Below are 20,421 nucleotides of genomic sequence, written 5' to 3' on the forward strand. Positions count from 1 at the left end.
CCCCTGCGCGGCCCATTATTCATGGGACTTGACGCAGGCCACCGTGGCAGAGAGAGCGCAGCAGAGTTGTATTCCCGCAACTGCGCCCTATTCGGCACGGATGTGGCCTTTTTACATCAGCTTACGACGGCGTGTCACCTGAATATCGAGGTCATTGATCTTTTTCCGCAAGGTATTGCGGTTGATGCCAAGCAAATCGGCACATTTGGCCTGATTGCCGCCCACGGCATCGAGCGCGATTTCGATCAGCGGGCCTTCGACCTCTTTCAGAATGCGCTGATACAGCCCCGGCGGCGGCAAAACGCCCCCGTGCAGGTCGAAATAGCGGCGCAGATGCTTGGCCACCGAGGTCGAAAGCTTTTCACCCTCGCCGCCGCCCTGCAAAGGCTCCATCGCGGGCTGGTTGCCCAGCACGGTTTCGACCTCCATCCGGGTGATTTCTTCCTCGGGCGAGGTCACGATCAACCGGCGAATGGTGTTCTCCAACTGACGCACGTTGCCCGGCCAGCTATAGGCCCGCACAAGGTCCATCGCCTCATTGGTAAAGCGGCGCGCCGAAAGCCCGTCACGTTCGGCCTTCGACAGGAAAAACTCCGCCAGAAGCGGAATGTCATCGACGCGTTCGCGCAGCGAGGGCACGGAAATCGTCACGCCGCCCAAGCGATAGAACAGATCCTGACGAAACGCCCCGCTTTCCATCTTGGCCGAAAGATTGGCCTGCGAGGTCGCCATGATGCGTGGCGCGTTGTCGGTGAAACTGTCGAGCATGCGCACAATGCGGGCCTGCGCCTCCTCATCGAGATCGCCGACCTCATCGAACAGGATCGAGCCGTTCTTGGCCTTGGAAATCACCGCCGCGGGGCCTTCCATCGTCGCCAGATCGGAGGCCGAGACCACCACGAAAGGCAGGTTGCGGCGGTCGGAGAAATCGTGGATCGCGCGGGCGATCAGCGATTTGCCGGTGCCGCTCTCGCCGGTGATCAGAACCGGCAGATCGGTGTTCATCACGCGGGCGACAAGCCGATACAGCGTCTGCATCGCGGGCGTACGGCCGACGAGCGGCAGGTCTTCCTGCGGCGCACCCAGTTCGGACGGCGCCTTGGCATTCGACGGCGCCGGATTGGCCCGACGTTTGACCTCAAGCGCCTTGGCGGCGCGTTTCATCAGGTCCGGCAGATCGAAAGGCTTCGGCAGGTAATCGAATGCCTCGGCCTCGGCGGCCTGAATCGCGGTCATGATGGTGTTCTGCGCGGAGATCACGATCACCGGCAGGCCGGGGCGCAGTTCAGCGATGCGCGGCAGGCTCTCGAGCCCGTTGCCATCGGGCATCATCACATCGGAGATCACCAGATCGCCCTTGCCCTCTTCCACCCAGCGCATCAGCGTGACCAGAGACGAGGTCGCATGCACCTTGCACCCCGCGCGGGTCAGCGCCTGGGTCAGAACCGTGCGGATCGTGCGGTCGTCATCGGCGACGAGGATCGTGCCATCCATAGTATTCTCTCCTTGTCAGTCTCGCATCGGGCCGATCGGCCCGCGCGCTGTCCCCTTCTGTGCGGGGTTTTTCTCAACTTTATGACCTGTCACGCGCATGTCACTCTTTATTTCGGCTCACTGTTTTTCGGTTCGCGCGGTGCGACCGGCAGCGAGATGCGGAACACGGTCTTGCCGGGCACGGAGTCCACGGAAATCCAGCCCTCGTGATCGGAAATGATCTTGGACACCAGCGCGAGACCCAGCCCCGTGCCATTTTCGCGCCCCGAGACGAAGGGTTCGAACACATCCGCGGCAATCTCCGGCGGAAGACCGGGGCCGTCGTCGATGATCTCCACCTGCAAGGGCAGCGCCGCCCCCGTGCCATCCTTGCGACGCAGGCGCAGCGACAGGTCGTAGAAGGTCCGAAGCCGGATCGTACCGCCCTCCTTGCCCGCCGCCTCCGAGGCGTTCTTGATCAGGTTCAGAAACACCTGAAGGATCTGATCGCCATCGACGAACGTGGGCGGCAGCGAGGGGTCGAACTCCTCGATGAATTTCATATTCGCGCCGTAGGACAGCTCGGCGGATTTGCGCGCCCGGTCCAAGAGGTCGTGAATGTTGATCGGACGTTTCGCGGGCGGGCGCAGGTTGCCGAATTGCTCCACCTGCTCCAGAAGCGCCACGATCCGGCGGCTTTCGGCCACGATCAGATCGGTCAGTTCAAGATCCTCCGGCGTGAGACTCATCGACAAAAGCTGCGCAGCCCCCGTGATCCCCGCCAGCGGGTTCTTGATCTCATGCGCCAGCATTTCCGCCATGCCAATGGCCGAGCGCGCCGAGGTTTTGACCTGATGCGCGCGGCCCAGTCGGTCGGCGATCTGGCGCGGCTCCATCAACAGCACGAGCCAGTCCTCCATGCCCTGCAAAGGCGCGATCTGGATGTTGCACTGCACCGGCGCCGCATTGCCGCCCGAGACGTCCACATTGTTGATAAACAAGGGGGAATCGTCGCGCCGCACACGCCCGAAGGCCTCTTCCAGAGGCGCGTCGATGGCGAGCTTGTCGAACACCGGCACCCCGGTCAGCGCTTTGGCGGAGGCATTGAGAAACAGTTCGGCGGCGGAGTTCACCTCGACGATCTCATCGCCCGCATCGATCATGATCGCGGGCACCGGCAGCGAGGGCCAGAGCATATCGAAACGATGAGTCATGCGGCGCAGACCTCCCCACTGAGTGCTTCGGGCAGCAGCGCGAACACGTCGCGCGGCGTTTTTTGCGTCAAAACGCGCTTGCGCAGCGCATCCCCCGTGCCCGCCGTGTCCATGTACCAGCCCAGATGTTTGCGCATCACCCGCCCGCCCAGGGCTTCGCCATAAAACGAAAGTCCCGCCTCGTAATGACCCGCGACCATATCGGCGAAATCCTTGCCCTCGGGGCGCAGAGGCACCGGCGCGCCCGTCAGGTTCGCGGCGACCTGCGCCAAAATCCACGGACGCCCCTGCGCGCCCCGACCGATCATCACCCCGTCGGCCCCCGATTGCGCCAGCGCCATCCGCGCGGCCTCGGGGCTGGTGATGTCGCCATTGGCGATCACCGGGATCGCCACCACGTCCTTCACCGCCCGGATCGCCGCCCAATCGGCGCGCCCCTTGTAGAACTGGCACCGGGTGCGGCCATGGATCGTGATCATCTGAATGCCCGCATCCTCGGCGCGTTTCGCCAATTCGGGCGCATTCAAAAGCGCATCGTCCCAGCCAAGCCGGGTCTTCAGCGTCACCGGCACAGAGACCGCGCCCACCACCGCCTCAATGAGGCTCAAAGCATGATCGAGATCGCGCATCAGCGCCGAGCCGGAATAACCCGACACAACCTTTTTCGCCGGACAGCCCATATTGATGTCGATGATCTGCGCGCCATTGTCTTCGGCCATTTTTGCCGCGAGCGCCATCGGCTCCGCCTCGCGCCCCGCAAGCTGCACGGCGGTGTTCTCGACCCCGAACCCAAGCTCCGCCTTCTCGCGCGCGCCCGGACGCGCGTTCAGCATGTCATGCGAGGCGACCATCTCCGACACCACCAATCCCGCACCGAAAGACGCGACCAGATCGCGAAACGGCAGGTCCGTGATTCCGGCCATAGGAGCCAGAAACACGGGCGGGTCCAGTGCGAGTTGCGCCAATTCAACGGGCAAGCGATTAATCCTTGAGCATTTCGGACAGAGGTAGCGATCACAGCGGCGAGTCGCAAAGGATCAAGGCGAAAAATGTGGCGAAAAATGCCTGTTGCACAAAATTTGATCACCTCGCCGGTCAAAAACAGCGCATTGCAAGCCTGCGCGCCACCGATTATGCCAAAACTCATGACAAAAATCGCAGCTCTGATTGTCGCCGCCGGACGCGGCACCCGCGCGGGCGGGGAGATGCCGAAGCAATGGCAAAGGCTGGGGACCGCCCCAACAGCCCTGCGCGTCATCGACCATGCCATCGCCGCCTTCCGCCCCTATGCGGATGCGATTGTCGTGGTGCATCACGCGGACGATCTCGACCTGGCGCAAAGCCTTGAAAACGTAACGCTTGTTGCCGGTGGCGCGACCCGTTCGGTTTCCGTGAAGGCGGGGCTTGAGGCGCTTTCCGGTCAGGGTTTCGACAGGGTTCTGATCCACGACGCGGCCCGCGCCCTGATCCCCGCCGGGGTGATCGAAGGCGTGCTCACCGCGCTCGAAACCCACGAGGGCGCAGCCCCTGCGCTCATGGTCACGGATGCGCTCTGGCACGGAACATCCTCACAAAACGCCGCCGAAACAGGCAATTTTGTCGACGGCACGCGCGACCGCAGCGGGCTCTATCGCGCCCAGACGCCGCAGGGTTTTGCCTTCGACACCATTCTGACCGCCCACCGCGCCTTTCAAGGCGAGGCCGCCGACGATGTCGAAGTGGCCCGCGCCCATGGCCTCGCGGTTGCGATCACCGAAGGTTCTGAAGAGAATTTCAAAATCACCCACCCCGGCGATTTCGCCCGGGCTGGCGCAGTTTTGCGTCAAAGACAACAGGAGAACACGGCGATGGAGATCCGGCTGGGCAATGGCTATGACGTGCACCGTTTCGGCGAGGGCGACCATGTCTGGCTCTGCGGCGTGAAAGTCCCGCACGGGCGCAGCCTTCAGGGCCATTCCGACGCCGATGTCGGCATGCATGCGCTCACCGATGCGATTTACGGCGCACTGGCGCGCGGCGACATCGGCCAGCATTTCCCGCCCTCGGACCCGCAATGGAAGGGTGCCGAAAGCCATATCTTCCTGCGCCATGCCATCGGGCTTGCGCGCGAGATGGGTTATGAGATGATGAATTGCGACGTCACTCTGGTCTGCGAACGCCCCAAGGTGGGACCCCATGCCGCCTCGATGCGCGCCGCTTTGGCGGATATCATGGGCGTCGATGTGGAGAGAGTCTCGGTCAAGGCGACCACCTCCGAGCGGCTCGGCTTCACCGGGCGCGAAGAGGGCATCGCGTCGCTCGCGACCGCCGCCCTGATCAAGAGCTGAGCGACAAAGACCGCGGCAAAGGCCCCGGTCAAAGACCTGAAGGAGACCCCGGATGAACCCCTATGCGGAACTGATCGCGACCCTCGCCAAGATCGGCTACATGAAACCCGCCTCCGGCACATGGGGCTCCGCCGCCGCCGTGCCGCTGTTCTGGGCGCTGCACGAAACCCTCGGCGTCCCCGGCGTGCTGATCGGCACGGTGATCGCCTTTGTCGCAGGCCTCTGGGCCACCCAGAAAATGACCGCAAACAGCGAGAACGAAGACCCCTCCGAGATCGTCATCGACGAACTGGTCGGCATGTGGATCGCGCTCATCCCGGTCTCCATCGGCTCCGCCATGGCCGGCATGCCCTCCACCACGCTCTGGCCCGCATGGCCCACCGCCTTTCTCGCCTTCCGCCTGTTCGACATCTGGAAACCCGGCCCCATCGGCTGGGCCGACCGGCGCGGCGATGCGCTTGGCGTGATGCTCGACGATGTGATCGCGGGCGTGTTCGCCGCGGTGGTCGTTCTGGTCTTCGCAGGCCTCTATCACGGGGTGATCCAATGAGTGCGCATGCCACTCCCCTGCCCCTCGCGCTGGCCGAAGAGGTGCTTGCGCTGGCCCGCACCGCAGGCCTGATGATCTCCACCGCCGAAAGCTGCACCGGCGGCATGATCGTCGGCAGTCTCACCGAAATCCCCGGCTCCTCGGACGTGGTGGATCGCGGCTATGTCACCTATTCCAACACCGCCAAGCGCGAAATGATCGGCGTCTCGCCCGTCACCCTCGCCGAATATGGCGCGGTCTCCGAACAGGTGGCGCTGGAGATGGCCGAAGGCGCTTTGGCGAAATCCATGGCCGGGATCGCCGTCGCCGTGACCGGCATCGCAGGCCCCGGCGGCTCCGAGAACAAACCCGAAGGCCGGGTCTGTTTCGGCCTCGCCCGCAAAGGCGCGACCACCGTGGTGGAAACCGTGGATTTCGGCCCCCTGGGCCGTGCGAGCGTGCGCGGAGCCACCGTGGAACACGCGCTCGAGATGCTGCGCTCGGCGCTCAGGACATAAAACGGCGGGCACAAACGCCGGATCGGGAGGAAACATGATCGACATTCTGCTGGTGCTCGTCGCCGGGCTCTTGGGGGGCATGCTCAATGCCGTTGCGGGGGGCGGCACTTTCCTGACCCTGCCCGCGCTGATCTTCGCGGGCGTGCCTGCCGTGTCCGCCAATGCCACCGCCACGCTCTGCGCCCTGCCCGGCTATGTCAGCAGCGTCTGGGCCTATCGCCGCGACCTGCACACCACCGCCAATATGCCCGCCCTGCGCATGATCGCCGTCTCAGCCCTCGGCGGCCTTCTTGGTGCGGGTCTGTTGTTGATCACGCCCAATGACACGTTCCTCATCGCCGTGCCCGGTCTCATGGCGCTGGCCACCCTGCTCTTTGCCGGGGGGCCGCAACTGATCCGCCGCCTTCTGGCCCGCGACATGCTGGCGCCTCTGGGCGCGGCCATCGCGCTGTTGCTGGTGTCGATCTATGGCGGCTATTTCAACGGCGGGCTGGGGATCATGCTTCTGGCCGTGCTGGGCCTCATCGGCTACACCGACCTGCATGCCATGAACGGGCTGAAAAACGCGCTGTCGGTGCTCTTGTCGCTGGTCTCCGCCGTGACCTATGCGCTCGCGGGCGTCATCGCCTGGGACTATGCCGCGCTTCTGGCCGGAGCGATGATCGCGGGCGGATTTTTAGGCGCGCATTTCGCCCGCCGCATCCGCAACACCGCCCGGCTCAAACAGTTCATCGTCTTGGTCGGCGTGGTGATGACGGTGATCTTCACGGTGCGGCTGTTCTGAGCGCTCAGCCGTACAACTCCTGCGCCCGGCGCTCGAACGCCCGGACGATGCGCTGCATCGCCTCGTTGAACACCACGCCGATCACGCCTTGCAGGATCGCGTTCTTGAATTCGAAATCGACAAAGAACTCGATATCGCAGCCGCCATCGGCGGCGGGCGTAAAGACCCACCAGCTTTTCATATAGCGAAACGGCCCGTCGAGATATTCCGTGTCGATCTTGCGCTCCGCCGGGAAAAGTTTCACCCGCGAGCCGAATTTCTCGCGGAACACCTTAAACGAGATCACCAGATCGGCCAGCATCAACTCGTGGTCGCCCATATCCGTGCGCGAGCGAATGCGCGCGGCAGCGTTCCACGGCAGGAATTTCGGGTAATTCTCCACATCCGCCACAAGCGCGTACATCTGATCGGCGCTGTAGGGGAGGTGTTTTGTTTCCTGATGCGTCGGCATGGTCTCTGGTCTGTCTTTATCCGGCCTGATACATCTAACCTCAGGACAAAAAATGCAAGAGTCCAAAGAGGGGACAGCATGACGCAGCGGCCATATCACATCGACACCATGATCTCGGCCAAGGCCATCGCGGCGCGGATCGAGGATCTCGCAAAAGAAATCCGGCGCGCCTACAAGGACACCGACAAGCTCGTGGTCGTGGGCCTGTTGCGTGGCTCTTTCGTCTTCATCGCCGATCTGGTGCGCGAGTTGGAGATGAATGTCGAGGTCGATTTCCTCGAAGCCTCCTCCTACGGCGACGGTACGGTCTCTTCGCGCGAAGTGCGCATCCTCAAAGATCTGCGCAACCCGATCGAGGGCCGTGACGTCTTGGTGGTCGAAGACATCGTCGACACGGGCCACACCCTCTCCGCCGTCATCAAGCTCCTGAAATCGCGCAAACCGCGCAAGCTCGAGACCATCGCCCTTCTGGACAAACCCGCCCGCCGCGAGGTCGATCTCAAGGCCACATGGATCGGTTTTGAAATCCCCGACGCTTTCGTCGTGGGCTACGGCATCGACTTTGCCCAGGCCAACCGCAACCTGCCCTTCATCGGCTCCGTCGTCTTCGATGACGAACCGGGGACGCCCGCATGACCCCCATGCACTGGCTGATGCGCGCCAAACGCTGGTCGCAAAATCCGCCCTCGGCGAAACGTGTCGTCTTCATCTTCGCCATCGTCGCCACCTGTCTGGCGCTCGTCCTTGTGGAAAAACTCTTCGGCCTGCCCGCCTGGATGCAAATCAACGGCGGGCCCCGTTAAGGACCCGCCATAGCTGCTGGCTCCGCTGATGACCGGCTTATTGCCCCGGCACCAGAACCTTGCCCATCAGATGCGCTTCCTCCGCCTCCAGCGCCGCCGCGATCCGGGCCCGCGCCTGACGCAGACGCGGCGCATCGGCCAGATCGGCATGCGAGGCCACGAAGACCGGCAAAGGTGCCAGATCGACCACCGGCTCCACCGGAACGAGCTTCGACGCGGCATTGCCAAGCACCACCGGCAACATCACCCGACCGATGCCGGTTTCCGCCAGCGCCTTGAGCGTCAGGAAACTGTCGGCGGCGGCCACGAAGGTGACTTTGCGCCGGTCCAACTCCTCGCGCAGCTTCTGCGCCGCGTGCGAGCGTCCGATCGCGCCCGTCAGCCCGATCCAGCGGTTCGCCGGCACCTCGGCCGAGCGGGCATAGAACCCGAACCGCATCTGCGCCGCCATCTCGCCGTGCAGTTCTTCCGGCAGTTTGAACGTCGGGCGGACCGTCACATCGGCATGCAGCCGCGACAGATCCAGATGCGCGTTGTTCGAGATCAGCTCGAAAGACAGTTCCTTCTCATGCGTCGACAGCCGCGCCAAAAGCGGTGGCAGCACCACCTGACAAAAGGTGTCCGTCGACGTCACGCGGATGACCCCGGCAAGCGGTGCTTCGCCCGCACGCGCCAGACGTTCGACCGCACTCACCGCAGCCTCCACCTCGCGCGCAGCCTCGATTAGCCGCAATTTCTCCGGCGCGATCTCATAGCCGCGCACGGATTTCTCGAACAGTTCGACGCCGAGCCGCTTTTCGATCCCCGCCACGCGCCGCAAGACGGTGGCATGGTTGACCCCCAGCTCACGCGCTGCACCCGACACCGAGCCAGTGCGCGCCACGGCGAGCACGTACCGGTAATCGTCCCAATTTGGCCTGTGCATCATTTCTAAGTCTCCCCTCCTATACGGCCAGATTCTAGCATAGGACTGTGGGGAAATGCCTTGAGAGAGATCACTTTCTGACGAAATTTGCACGGCTCGCCCCGAAAATCCGCCAGACCCCTCGGAATTAGAGCGCGGCGGTCTTGTAGAGCCGGACCTTCAACCCGCCATGGGCAATCGGAGCGGAGACCGGTTCCCAAGGCAGGCCGGTGGCCTGCGCCAATTGCCCGTCGGAGGTGATCATGCCGACACGCCAGCCCTTGAACCGCTCGCGCATCACCTGTCCGAAGGCCCCATAAAGCGCGTAGAGGTCTTTCTTCTTGCCGATCCTCGCGCCATAGGGCGGGTTGACGATCACCAGACCGGGCTGGCCCTCGGGGCGCTCGATCTCCGACACAGATACGGGTTTGAACGTGCAAAGATCGGCCACGCCCGCACGCTCGGCATTGTCGCTCGCCATGCGAACAACATTCACATTGCGATCAGACCCGTAAAACTGCAAAACCGTCTCACGCTCCTGCCAGTTCGCTTTGATTTTTTGCATGACCAGCGCGTCGAACGGCGCGAGATGCTCGAAGGCAAAGCCACGCGCCCGGCCCGGCATCCGCCCCCGCGCCCATTCCGCGGCCTCGATCACAAAGGTCCCCGAACCGCACATCGGATCGAGCACCGGCTCCTGCCCGTCATAACCGCAGGCCCGCAGAAACAGTGCCGCCATGGTTTCGCGCATCGGCGCCTTGCCGACACCGGCCTTATAGCCGCGCTTGTGCAGCGCCTCGCCGGAGGTGTCGACCGAGAGGATCACATTGTCATCCTCGATCCGCACCTTGAGCACCACCTCGGCCTCCGCCGACAGGGGCGCGCCAAGCTCCTCGGTGATCGCGCGCTCGATGCGCTCCTGCGCGGCACCGGCGTGGTAAATCTTGTTGCGCTTGCCGGTGACCACCTCGACCCGGAACGGCACATCGGGCTTGAGCACCTCGCCCCAGGGAAACTTGCGCGCCCGCTTGTCGAGCTGCGCCAGATGGAAGGCCCGAAACTCGCCGATCCGCGCCAACACCCGCGCCGCCCCGCGGAGCGTCATATTGGCCCGCACCACGTCGGCCCACGTGCCTTCAAAGGTCACACCGCCGCCCACGGCCACAGGCGCAGGGAACCCCGCCTCCACCGCCTCGGCCAAAAGATACGGCTCAAGCCCCGGCTGCGTGCCGAGGAAAATTTCAAACGTGTTCGACACTTACGCTTGACCGAGTTTCTTCAGACGGTTTTCCCGAAGCCGGGCGAAATCGTCCCCCGCATGGTAGGACGAGCGCGTCAGCGGCGTCGCCGAAACCATCAGAAAGCCCTTGTTGATCGCGGCCTTCTCATAGCTCTTGAATTCCTCGGGCGTCACAAACTCCGCCACCGCATGGTGTTTCGGCGTCGGCTGCAAATATTGCCCGATGGTCATGAAATCGATGTTGGCGGCGCGCATGTCGTCCATCACCTGCAACACCTCGGGGCGTTTCTCGCCCAGACCCACCATGATCCCGGATTTGGTGAACATGGTCGGGTCGAGCTCCTTCACCCGCTGCAACAACCGCAGGGAGTGGAAATAGCGCGCACCCGGGCGTACCTCGTGGTAAAGCGCCGGCACGGTTTCAAGGTTGTGGTTGAACACATCCGGTTTCGCGGCGACCACGGTTTCGAGCGCCGAAGGCGCGCATTTCAGAAAATCCGGCGTGAGAATTTCAATCGTGGTCTCCGGCGAGCGTTTGCGCACTGCCCGGATCGTCATCGCGAAATGCTCCGCGCCCCCGTCCTCAAGATCGTCGCGGTCCACCGAGGTGATCACCACATGCTTGAGCCCGAGTTTCTGAACCGCATCGGCGACACGCCCCGGCTCGAACACGTCGAGACTGTCGGGCCGCCCAGTGGCGACGTTACAGAAGGTACAACCCCGGGTACAAATCTCCCCCATGATCATCATGGTGGCATGGCCCTGCGACCAGCATTCGCCCGCATTCGGACAGCCCGCCTCTTCGCAGACCGTCACCAGTTTATGCTCACGCATGATCTTGTGCGTGTCCATATAGCCCTTCGAGGTCGGCGCCTTCACGCGGATCCAGCTCGGCTTCTTCGGCTGGGCATTGTCGGGGCGATGCGCCTTTTCCGGGTGGCGCTGGTCGGGGATCTTGAGATCACGCATGGCGGGATGCTTTTCCGTTTGGGCTTTTCCGTTTGGATCACGATATAGGCAAGCTGCCTGCAAATGTCTCGCGAAATCCGCGCCCTTCGCATCTGCGGCGATTTCTGCCGCAGGCGCATTGATCGAAGGTTTAGAATCGCTCTAAAAGATGCGGCATAATGAAGCGCTCCCTACATGGAAAAGCGCAAGCTCAAGGAGTTTTCCCATGAAAGCCGGTTACAAACTGCCCGAAGTGACCTTCCACACCCGCGTTCGCGACGACAGCATCGGCGGTCCGAACCCGTTCAAATGGGAGGACAAAACCACCTCCGATTATTTCGCCGGCAAGCGCGTTGTGCTGTTCTCGCTCCCCGGCGCCTTCACGCCGACCTGCTCCACCTACCAGCTGCCGGGCTTTGAAAAAGGCTTCCCGGAGTTCAAGGATCTGGGCATCGACGCGATCTATTGCATGTCCGTCAACGACAGCTTCGTCATGAACAAATGGGCGCAATCTCAAGAGCTTGAGAACGTCGGCGTGATCCCGGACGGCTCCGGGGAATTCACCCGTCGCGTCGGCATGCTGGTGCGCAAGGACAACCTCGGCTTCGGTCTGCGCTCCTGGCGTTACGCCGCCGTCGTCAATGACGGTGTCGTCGAAGCCTGGTTCGAAGAGCCGGGTCTGTGCGACAACCACGGCGAAGACCCCTACGGCGTCTCCTCCCCGGAGAACGTGCTCAAATGGCTCAAAGGCGAAGAAGCCGTCGCCGTCGCCTAAGTCGCACGCAGGTCTGAGATGACGAAAGGCCCGCAGGACATCCCTGCGGGCCTTTTCGCATCCGCAGCATCGCGCGACCTCGGAATACCGTCGCATACCGGGAATACCCGAAACGCATGGCTGATACGCGCCTCACGCCCGGCTTTGCGCCTCACACATCAACTCTTCCCCCGCATCCTTCAAAAGTGCGGCCAACTCGGTGAACCACAGTTTCGCCTCCGTCGATTGCCGCCGCACCAGCGCCACCACGCGCTGCGGCTCCGGCTCGGGAAAGCGCAGCACCGCCATCTCCGGGCTCGCCGCCATCTCGGAACAGAGCGCAATCTCCGGCAAAAGCGTCAGGCCAAAGCCCTGCGCCACGAGGCCGCAGAGCGTCGCCAAAGAGGAGGCCCCGAGATCGACCGACTGCCGGTTGCGTTTCAGCCCGCAGACCTCAAGTGCCTGATCGGCAAGGCAATGCCCCTCGTCCAGAAGCAACAATGTATCCGGCGACAGCTCCGTCGGGCGCGGCACCGTCGCCTCCGTCAGCGCCGCGATCCGCGCCTGCGATCCGGCCAGCAGGAAACGATCGGTAAAAAGCGGCTCGGCCAACAAGCCTTCGATGTCATAAGGCAGCGCGATCACCGCCGCGTCGAGCTGCCCCGAGGCCACCAGCGCGATCAGATCCGCCGTCTGCGCCTCCCGCACCCGCATGTCGAGATCGAGCGCTGCCGCCTTGATCCGGGTCAGCGCCCGCGGCAACAGATAGGGCGCAATGGTCGGAATGACCCCAAGCGTCAGCCGCCCGGTCAGCCCCTTCGAGAGCCGGATTTCCGCCTCCAGATCGCGGGTCATCGCCAGGATCTGCTGCGCCCGGTCCAAAACCACCTGCCCCGCCCGCGTCAACCTGATGTCGCGCGGCAGCCGTTCGACCAGCTGCGTGCCGAGGCTCGCCTCCATCTCCTTGATCTGCTGCGACAGCGCGGGTTGGGTCACATGTACGGTCTCGGCCGCCTGCGAAAAGCTGCGGGTCTCGGCCAGTGCCACGAAATAGGTCATTTGTCTGAGCGTCAGCATGGCCCCTCCAGTCATTAGAAGAGCTAATACCAAATCACGGAAATTACAATTTCAATTGATCCCATAGCGGCGCTATTCCCGCTTCACCCCGCTGGCTAGGGGGCGTCCAAAAGGTCCTGACCGACCCGATGGGCACGGATCGCAAGATCCGACTTGAGCAGGACCGCCCCCGAGCGGTCCCACCTGAACACCCGGAGGTTGTGAGGCCTTCGGGTGCTTTTCTCAGGAGGCGGCAGAGCATTTGCCGGGTCAAAAACCCAGACCTACCGGCCCTCGCAAGGGTGCGAGGGCGTTCGCGCCTTGAAAAGGTCCACTGAACCTTTCAATCTGGCCACAGGCCAGACCGGCCGGGGCTCCGCCCGTAAAATCCTCAAACGCTCCACTGGAGCGTTTGCCGGGGCCATGCCCCGAACCGGATTTTACCCAATCAAATTCGAATACCCCGCCTCGTCGTAATGCTTCTTCAACCGCTGCAACGCGATCCGCAGCACGATCTTGCCCGAGCGCGCCGACCAGCCCATGCGCTTCTCCGCCTGCTCCATGCCCTCAAGGAAACAACAGCAGCGCAGCGCCACATCGCCCAATCCCGGCCCGAGATCGCCAAGCGCCGCCGCCACCCGCGCCTTCGCCGCCTCCGAGCCAAAACCGTTCACATCGCCCGTCACCCGCCCGGCCTCGATCAGAAAGCGCTCCCAGTTCACGCCGCCCGCGCCCATCTGCGCCAGTTCGAAATCCTCGCGCAGGCGCTCCGCCGCTGCCACAAGCTCGGGCGTCAGGAACATCTCGCCGTCCTTGTCGCGCCGCCGCGACAGAACCATCACCGGGCTTTCGGCGGCATTATACCGGATGCGCTTCGGGCGATCCTCGCCATGGGTCTCATCGCGAAACGAAAAGCCCCCCGTGGCGGCATCGAACCGCGTCGGCGCCTCGGCAAAGCCTGCCCGCGCGCTTTCGTCTTCGGCCAGAAACCCGCGCAGCGCCGCACGCCCCGCCGCCGTGATCGTATAGCGCGTGATCTTGCCCTTGGCATTCGCCACAATCCAGTCCTTGAGCGCCATCGCCTGCGCAATGGGACGGTCGAGCACCGCCGTGCGCGCCGTGCGCCCGTCCGGCAGATCGCGCACCACCACGGCCTTTTCCATGTCCCTGGCCACCGCCAGACAGGCCCCCGGCTCCGACAGGCGGCGCAAAATGCGGCGGGCCTCGCGCGCAATGGTCGCATCATCCGGCGGGGTCGCGCCGGTCGGCTCGGAAAACGGGCTTTGGTCGGTCATGAAGTCCTTGTCCTTGGAGGTCTGGGCCTGAGCATTCTGGGAAAGCGGAAGAGCCGCCGCGTCCCGAGCCTGCGGCGTAAGGCGACTGAGCGAGGACAGCGCCTCGTCGATCAGCGGATCGTCCCGCTTCTGTTCGAGCTTGCGCACCTGACGCATCACGGTCGAGGGCGCACAGCCGCCGCGCCGCGCCAGTTCGCGTATCGTGTCGCCGCTTTCCGTATGCGCCAGATAGCGCTTGGCCTCCTGCGGCACCCATTTCGGAAGTTGCCCGTACGACCCGGACGTTCCTTTCCCAGTTTCCAGCATATTTCCCCCGGCATTCAGATTAATTGTTTCCATATTTGATACAGTTAAGATTTGAGCCCCTCACAGATCGACAGATATCAACCGGATCTTCACAGATTATCCCCCGATTTATCCCGAATCCTGCCTCAACCATGAGTTGCATTGGTTACGCAAAGGTTAACTGTTTCTCGTTTCGCCATTGTCGCTCCCTAATCCTAAACAATGCCCCGCCACACCGTTCTCAATACGGAAACAATACGCAACACACGCTCAGGTTGTGCAAGGCTCCCCTCATATCGTTTCATCCACGACCCGTCACCCATACCGGACAAGCGAAACCGGATGGGCGCAACACCAACAGGAGATCTGCCCATGACCGACGTCACGACCCTGCTTGCCGCCCTGCGCCGTCCCCGCCTTTTGATCCGCGCCGCACGCTTCGGACTGGAACATTACAACCGCAATCGTGACCTCAAACGGGTCATGCGCAGCGCCACCGCCCCCTCGCCCGCCCGCGCCCTCACCGCGTTGATCGAGGAAGAGGCCCGCATGGAAGACATCCGCCGCTCGGGCGATGCCACCTATAATGTCACCCGCCATGTCGAGGTTCTGATCGCGCTGATGGGCGAGGCCCGTTTGTTGCCGCAGAAGCAACAGACCGCCTGACCGGCCCCGTTCAAAGGCTACCCGACAGCCCATCCCCCTGTGCCGGCCCCGTTTCCGCCTCCTCCCGGCCGAAACGGGGGCTTTTTCATGGGCGCTTTTTCGGTGTGAAACGCCGGAATGCGGGAATCCATCTTGCCTGAATCCGTCCGCGCGCATAAAGGCAGGGCATGACCCAGATTTCCCATGACCGCCTCCTCATCATCGACTTCGGTTCCCAGGTGACGCAGCTCATCGCGCGCCGTCTGCGCGAACTGAATGTCTATTGCGAAATCCACCCCTATCAGAAGGTCACCGAAGAGAGCCTCAAGGAATTTGATCCGCGTGCGATCATCTTCTCCGGTGGCCCGGATTCGGTGATGCGCGAGGGCTCGCCCCGCCCGCCGAAAGCGGCCTATGAGCTGGGCGTGCCGATCCTCGGCATCTGCTACGGCCAGCAGGTGATGATGCACGATCTGGGCGGTCGTGTCGAAGCGGGCGAACATGCCACCGCAGAGTTCGGCCGCGCCTATGTGACCCCGACCAAGGCTCACACCGATCTCCTGAACGGCTGGTTCATGGATGCGACCGGCAAGGAACAGGTCTGGATGTCGCATGGCGACCACGTCGCCGAGATCGCGCCGGGCTTTGAGGTCTACGGCACAAGCCCTGGTGCGCCTTTCGCCATCACCGCCGACACCGAGCGCCGCTTTTATGCCGTGCAATTCCACCCGGAAGTGCACCACACGCCCAATGGCGCGACGCTTTACGAGAATTTCATCAAACTTGCGGGCTTCTCCGGCGACTGGACCATGGGCGCTTACCGCGAAGAGATGATCGCGAAAATCCGCGAACAGGTCGGCGACAAGAAAGTCATCTGTGCCCTGTCCGGCGGTGTCGACAGTTCCGTCACCGGCATCCTGCTGCACGAGGCGATCGGCGATCAGCTCACCTGCGTCTTCGTCGACCATGGCCTTCTGCGTCTCGGCGAGGCCGAGCAGGTCGTCAACATGTTCCGCGAGAACTACAACCTCAATCTGATCCATGCCGACGAAAGCGATCTTTTCCTCGGCGCGCTCGAAGGCGTGTCCGACCCGGAAGTGAAGCGCAAAACCATTGGCAAGCTGTTCATCGACGTGTTCCAGAAATACGCCGATCAGATCGAAGGTGCCGAATTCCTCGCGCAAGGCACGCTCTATCCCGACGTGATCGAATCCGTGTCCTTCTCCGGTGGCCCCTCGGTGACGATCAAATCGCACCACAACGTCGGTGGTCTGCCGGAAAAAATGGGCCTCAAGCTCGTTGAACCGCTCCGCGAGCTGTTCAAGGACGAGGTCCGCGCGCTGGGTCACGAGTTGGGCCTGCCCGCCTCCTTCATCGGTCGTCACCCCTTCCCCGGACCGGGTCTCGCGATCCGTTGCCCCGGCGAAATCACCCGCGAGAAACTCGACATCCTGCGCAAGGCCGACGCGGTCTACATCGACCAAATCCGCAAACACGGGCTCTACGACGAGATCTGGCAAGCCTTCGCCGCCATTCTGCCGATGCGCACCGTCGGCGTGATGGGCGACGGGCGCACCTATGACTATGCGCTGGCGCTGCGCGCCGTGACCTCGGTCGACGGCATGACCGCGGATTACTACCCGTTCACCCACGAATTCCTCTCTGAGACCTCCACCCGGATCATCAACGAGGTCAAAGGCGTGAACCGCGTGTTCTACGACTGCACCTCGAAGCCGCCGGGAACCATCGAGCTGGAGTGATCCGGCCCGTTCTCCCCTTGCCAGAGCGACACGGGTCAGTTTTCATCGGGCAACCGCCCGCGCGAACTGACCCACTCTCGCCTCTCCCATAAGACCTGCCCATGCCCATCGCCCGCGACAAGAACCTGATCTTCGTTCACATTCCCAAGAATGCCGGCGAGTCGATCGAAAAAGCCCTGGGCATGTATGGCGGCAAACCCGACGAGACGCTCTGGGGCGCGATCAACAAACGCACCGTGCTGCAACATCTCACCGCGCCCGAGCTTAAAAACCGCCTCGCCGACGAGGCGCTCTGGACCCGCTGCACCAAATTCGCCGTGGTGCGGAACCCCTGGTCGAAAGCCGTTTCCGAATACAACTGGTATCTGCGCTATGGCGAGGCCTGCTCCTTTCGCGACTGGGCCTTCACCCTGCCGGAACGGATCGCGGCCAACAAGACGCTGCGCACCCTCGAAATCGGCCATAATATCCCGCAACACCGGTTCATCTGCGATGCGGACGGCAAGCTGCTGATCGACCGGCTGCTCCGTTTCGAAACCATCACCGAGGATTTCAACGCCTTCATGCAGGACCTGAACCTGCCCGTGGCGCTCGAACACGATACCGCGACCGCCAGCCATACCAAACGGGCTTTCCAAAGCTATTACGACCCTGAGACCATCGAGCTGATCGGCGACATCTACGACGTCGACGTCACCTATTTCGGCTACGACCGCGCCGAAACATTTTCCGACCTGTAAATAAAACGCCATAGCTTCGCCGCCCCCCCCACAAAATTGCAAAGGCGTTCTCCTCCCGCGAGAGCGCCTTTTCTTTTGCCAAGCGCCCCGCCCCCTCGCTAAGAGGGGCAAACCGATGGAGGAGAAACATCCGGTGAGCAAGATCCTGTTGACAGGCACCATGACCTGCGCCGCCCATGAGGTCGACCATGTTCTGGCCCTCATGCCAGACCACATCCGCCTGTCGCGCGCCGAACCCGGCTGTCTCCAGTTCGATCTCTGGCAGGACGAGGTCCGTCCCACCGAGTTTCACGTCACCGAAGTCTTCCGCGACGCCCGCGCCTTCGAGGCCCATCAGGAGCGCACCCAAAGCTCCGACTGGGGACGTGTCACCCATCACATGCAGCGCGATTTCCGAAAGTCCCCCGCATGAGCGAAAGTCACCCCCTCAAGGCCGCGCTCTGGATGAGCGGCGCTCTCGCGGGTTTCTCCGCCATGGCCGTCGCCGGGCGCAAACTCGCCGGTCATCTCGATACGTTCGAAATCCTCGGCTACCGCTCGCTCGTGGGCCTCATCATCGTGCTCGCCATCGCCATTCCGCAACGCCGTCTCCGCGAATTCCGCCCCAAAGCCATGCCGCTCCATATCGGGCGCAACCTCGGCCATTTCGCCGGTCAGAACCTCTGGCTCTTCGCCCTGACCCTCATCCCCATGGCCCAGCTTTTCGCGCTGGAATTCTCCTACCCGATCCTCGTGGGTCTGGGTGCCACGATCTTTCTCGGCGAGAAAATGACGCCGACACGGGCGCTGACCTCCGCCATGGGCTTCATCGGCATTCTGATCGTCGCCCGCCCCTTCGGCGGCGCGCTGTCCATCGGCCTCGTCGCCGCCATGCTTTGCGCCTTCGGCTTTGCCGCCTCCGCACTGTTCACCAAACGCCTGACGCTCACCGCCCATGTCACCATCCTGTCGATCATGTTCTGGATGGTCACGCTGCAACTCGTTTTCGGTCTGGTCTGCGCCCTCGCAGACGCCGACATTGCCCTGCCGCGTCTTCAGGATGTGCCTTGGGTGATGGTCGTCGCCGTCTCCGGGCTCGGCGCGCATTTCTGCCTCACCACTGCCCTGTCGCTGGCCCCCGCCTCCATCGTCACCCCCATCGACTTTCTGCGCCTGCCGATCATCGCCGTGATCGGGATGGCCTTCTACAATGAGAACATCGACATCTGGGTTTTCCTCGGCGCAGCGATTATTTTTTCCGCCAATTACATCAATATCTTGTCCGAAAACCGCCGAGTGTCCCGCCTCAGCCCTCCCGCCTGATGCAGAAAAGCCATGCTCGGTCGCTTGCAACCATGACGCGGCGTCAGAATTGCTTGAAATCTTGTCGCAGCTTAGGCTGAGTGGACAATAAGAGCGGAAAGTCGCTCACCACGACACTTTAAAAAGATCTAAGGAACGGGCCTCAGTGCCCGTCAGGGATGGAGATCAATGAAAAACACGACACTTCTTGCGGCCTCCGTGGCCGTCGCGGCCATCGGCGCCGCATCCGGGGCACATGCAGGCGGCATGGATAGGTCCCGTCAATCCATCGCACCGCTGTTTGAGACCGGCAGCTATGTGGAATTCAGCTTTGGCTCGGTCAGCCCGGATGTTTCCGGGGCCTATCCTGTCATGCCCGGTTATGAGCTCGACGCGGGCGATGTGACCCCGTCTTTCAACATGGTGGGTGGCGCCTACAAACGCGACCTCAGCGACAAACTGTCCTTTGCACTGATCATCGACCAACCCTATGGCGCGGATGTGTCTTATGGTGGCAACACGAGCTATCCGATTGCCGGGTCCAACGCCTCGGTGGACACCACCGCTGTGACGGCCATTTTGCGCTACAAATTCGATGATCGTTTCTCGGTCTATGGTGGTGTGCGCAACCTGAGCTCCGAAGGTAATGTCTATTTGAACATTCCGGTTCCAAACTCACCGGGCAGCACATTCCCCTATGCGATGGAAACCTCGACCGAAAACGACTGGGGCTATCTCGTCGGTGCCGCCTATGAAATCCCGGACATCGCGCTGCGCGCCAGCCTGACCTTCAACTCCGAGATCGACATCAGCTTCGACACGCATGAAGTGTCGGTCGCTATCGCAGATCAGAGCAATCCGACCGGAACGCTCGACAGTTCGATGGACGTAACGATGCCGAAATCGGTGAACTTCGACTTCCAGACCGGGATCGCCGCCGATACGCTTCTGATGTTCTCGGCCCGCTGGGCAGAATGGACCACCACGACCATCACCCCGACCGCTTACGAAGCAATCATTAACGACAATCTCGTCGATCACTCCGACGACACGATCTCCTACAGCCTCGGCCTTGGCCGTCGTTTCAACGACAAGCTCTCCGGCTCGTTCTCCATCGGCTATGAAAAGGCCTATGGCGGGATCTCCGGCAACCTGTCGCCGACCGACGGTTACAAATCCGTCGCGGCCGGTCTGAAATATCAGATCACCGATCAGACCGCGATTTCCGGCGGTGTCAGCTATGCTTGGATCGGCGACACCACCACCTCGCTCGGCGGCGAGTTCGAAGACAACTCCGCCATCGGCTTCGGCCTCAAGCTGTCGCATCATTTCTGATCCGACCTCATCAATCCATCGAAAGGCCCTGCGATCCCGCGGGGCCTTTTTCATGGCGGTCCTTGCCCGACAAAAGTCC

Annotated in this window: 22 protein-coding genes; 13 read left to right on the forward strand and 9 right to left on the reverse strand. The window is 62.6% G+C overall.

The features are described 5' to 3' along the window. Positions 1 to 111 precede the first annotated feature (111 nt). The 3 genes from V1475_RS15050 to dusB all read right to left on the reverse strand — a co-directional run bounded on the left by V1475_RS15050 (position 112) and on the right by dusB (position 3,664). The gene (locus tag V1475_RS15050) at positions 112 to 1,494 is read right to left on the reverse strand and encodes a response regulator (RefSeq protein WP_434287004.1); all 1,383 of its coding nucleotides are present in this window, start codon (positions 1,492 to 1,494) and stop codon (positions 112 to 114) included. Positions 1,495 to 1,601: 107 nt separating this feature from the next. Beyond that, positions 1,602 to 2,687, reverse strand: coding sequence for a two-component system sensor histidine kinase NtrB (locus V1475_RS15055; protein ID WP_479413405.1), 1,086 nt, complete (start codon positions 2,685 to 2,687; stop codon positions 1,602 to 1,604). Beyond that, positions 2,684 to 3,664, reverse strand: a complete 981-nt coding sequence (gene dusB / locus V1475_RS15060; RefSeq protein WP_479413406.1) for a tRNA dihydrouridine synthase DusB — start codon at positions 3,662 to 3,664, stop codon at positions 2,684 to 2,686. The genes V1475_RS15055 and dusB overlap by 4 nt, the downstream gene beginning before the upstream one ends. 168 nt (positions 3,665 to 3,832) lie before the next feature. On the opposite strand from dusB, the gene V1475_RS15065 reads away from it, so the two are divergent. From V1475_RS15065 to V1475_RS15080, 4 genes are read left to right on the forward strand one after another with little or no spacing between them, the layout of a single operon-like run. Next, complete coding sequence (locus V1475_RS15065) at positions 3,833 to 5,014, forward strand: bifunctional 2-C-methyl-D-erythritol 4-phosphate cytidylyltransferase/2-C-methyl-D-erythritol 2,4-cyclodiphosphate synthase (protein WP_479413407.1); 1,182 nt, start codon at positions 3,833 to 3,835, stop codon at positions 5,012 to 5,014. Between the two features lie 52 nt (positions 5,015 to 5,066). Further along, positions 5,067 to 5,564, forward strand: a complete 498-nt coding sequence (locus V1475_RS15070) for a phosphatidylglycerophosphatase A family protein (RefSeq protein ID WP_434287000.1) — start codon at positions 5,067 to 5,069, stop codon at positions 5,562 to 5,564. Beyond that, complete coding sequence (locus V1475_RS15075) at positions 5,561 to 6,061, forward strand: CinA family protein (protein ID WP_434286999.1); 501 nt, start codon at positions 5,561 to 5,563, stop codon at positions 6,059 to 6,061. The genes V1475_RS15070 and V1475_RS15075 overlap by 4 nt, the downstream gene beginning before the upstream one ends. Before the next feature lie 34 nt (positions 6,062 to 6,095). After that, positions 6,096 to 6,845 (forward strand): sulfite exporter TauE/SafE family protein, encoded by a 750-nt coding sequence (locus V1475_RS15080; RefSeq protein ID WP_479413408.1) that lies wholly within the window; start codon positions 6,096 to 6,098, stop codon positions 6,843 to 6,845. A 4-nt stretch (positions 6,846 to 6,849) separates the two neighbouring features. Here the strand turns inward: V1475_RS15080 and V1475_RS15085 are convergent, their stop codons facing one another. Further along, positions 6,850 to 7,296: a type II toxin-antitoxin system RatA family toxin gene (locus tag V1475_RS15085; RefSeq protein WP_434286997.1), complete on the reverse strand. Its 447-nt coding sequence runs from the start codon at positions 7,294 to 7,296 to the stop codon at positions 6,850 to 6,852. A gap of 78 nt (positions 7,297 to 7,374) precedes the next feature. Here V1475_RS15085 and hpt point away from each other — a divergent pair, with 78 nt between their 5' ends. Both hpt and V1475_RS15095 read left to right on the forward strand, forming a co-directional pair. Beyond that, complete coding sequence (gene hpt / locus V1475_RS15090) at positions 7,375 to 7,932, forward strand: hypoxanthine phosphoribosyltransferase (protein WP_434286996.1); 558 nt, start codon at positions 7,375 to 7,377, stop codon at positions 7,930 to 7,932. Beyond that, on the forward strand, positions 7,929 to 8,099 hold the full coding sequence (locus V1475_RS15095) for a hypothetical protein (RefSeq protein WP_434286995.1): 171 nt from the start codon (positions 7,929 to 7,931) through the stop codon (positions 8,097 to 8,099). The genes hpt and V1475_RS15095 overlap by 4 nt, the downstream gene beginning before the upstream one ends. Positions 8,100 to 8,136: 37 nt before the next feature. Here the strand turns inward: V1475_RS15095 and V1475_RS15100 are convergent, their stop codons facing one another. The 3 genes from V1475_RS15100 to lipA all read right to left on the reverse strand — a co-directional run bounded on the left by V1475_RS15100 (position 8,137) and on the right by lipA (position 11,212). Then, positions 8,137 to 9,027, reverse strand: a complete 891-nt coding sequence (locus V1475_RS15100) for a LysR family transcriptional regulator (protein ID WP_479413409.1) — start codon at positions 9,025 to 9,027, stop codon at positions 8,137 to 8,139. Between the two features lie 124 nt (positions 9,028 to 9,151). Continuing rightward, positions 9,152 to 10,261: a THUMP domain-containing class I SAM-dependent RNA methyltransferase gene (locus V1475_RS15105; RefSeq protein WP_479413410.1), complete on the reverse strand. Its 1,110-nt coding sequence runs from the start codon at positions 10,259 to 10,261 to the stop codon at positions 9,152 to 9,154. After that, positions 10,262 to 11,212 carry a lipoyl synthase gene (gene lipA, locus V1475_RS15110; protein WP_434286992.1) on the reverse strand — a complete coding sequence of 317 codons (951 nt, stop codon included), beginning with the start codon at positions 11,210 to 11,212 and terminating at the stop codon, positions 10,262 to 10,264. 205 nt (positions 11,213 to 11,417) lie between these two features. Between lipA and V1475_RS15115 the strand changes: the two genes are divergently transcribed. Continuing rightward, positions 11,418 to 11,966 carry a peroxiredoxin gene (locus tag V1475_RS15115; protein ID WP_434286991.1) on the forward strand — a complete coding sequence of 183 codons (549 nt, stop codon included), beginning with the start codon at positions 11,418 to 11,420 and terminating at the stop codon, positions 11,964 to 11,966. Between the two features lie 132 nt (positions 11,967 to 12,098). Here the strand turns inward: V1475_RS15115 and V1475_RS15120 are convergent, their stop codons facing one another. Beyond that, the gene (locus V1475_RS15120; RefSeq protein ID WP_434286990.1) at positions 12,099 to 13,022 is read right to left on the reverse strand and encodes a hydrogen peroxide-inducible genes activator; all 924 of its coding nucleotides are present in this window, start codon (positions 13,020 to 13,022) and stop codon (positions 12,099 to 12,101) included. A gap of 419 nt (positions 13,023 to 13,441) precedes the next feature. Further along, positions 13,442 to 14,602, reverse strand: a complete 1,161-nt coding sequence (locus V1475_RS15125; protein ID WP_479413411.1) for a DUF6456 domain-containing protein — start codon at positions 14,600 to 14,602, stop codon at positions 13,442 to 13,444. A gap of 351 nt (positions 14,603 to 14,953) precedes the next feature. On the opposite strand from V1475_RS15125, the gene V1475_RS15130 reads away from it, so the two are divergent. From V1475_RS15130 to V1475_RS15155, 6 genes are all read left to right on the forward strand, one after another. Beyond that, positions 14,954 to 15,247: a DUF6477 family protein gene (locus tag V1475_RS15130; protein WP_434286987.1), complete on the forward strand. Its 294-nt coding sequence runs from the start codon at positions 14,954 to 14,956 to the stop codon at positions 15,245 to 15,247. A gap of 167 nt (positions 15,248 to 15,414) precedes the next feature. Next, positions 15,415 to 16,986 (forward strand): glutamine-hydrolyzing GMP synthase, encoded by a 1,572-nt coding sequence (gene guaA, locus V1475_RS15135; protein ID WP_479413412.1) that lies wholly within the window; start codon positions 15,415 to 15,417, stop codon positions 16,984 to 16,986. Between the two features lie 101 nt (positions 16,987 to 17,087). Beyond that, entirely contained in the window at positions 17,088 to 17,726 is a 639-nt protein-coding gene (locus V1475_RS15140; RefSeq protein WP_479413413.1) for a sulfotransferase family 2 domain-containing protein, read from the forward strand. 115 nt (positions 17,727 to 17,841) lie between these two features. After that, positions 17,842 to 18,138 (forward strand): putative quinol monooxygenase, encoded by a 297-nt coding sequence (locus tag V1475_RS15145; protein ID WP_434286984.1) that lies wholly within the window; start codon positions 17,842 to 17,844, stop codon positions 18,136 to 18,138. Next, positions 18,135 to 19,028: a DMT family transporter gene (locus V1475_RS15150; RefSeq protein WP_479413414.1), complete on the forward strand. Its 894-nt coding sequence runs from the start codon at positions 18,135 to 18,137 to the stop codon at positions 19,026 to 19,028. Before V1475_RS15145 ends, V1475_RS15150 begins: the two co-directional genes overlap by 4 nt. A gap of 168 nt (positions 19,029 to 19,196) precedes the next feature. Next, positions 19,197 to 20,342, forward strand: coding sequence for an OmpP1/FadL family transporter (locus V1475_RS15155; RefSeq protein ID WP_479413415.1), 1,146 nt, complete (start codon positions 19,197 to 19,199; stop codon positions 20,340 to 20,342). Positions 20,343 to 20,421: the final 79 nt, after the last annotated feature.

The organism is Celeribacter sp. SCSIO 80838, from assembly GCF_056498065.1.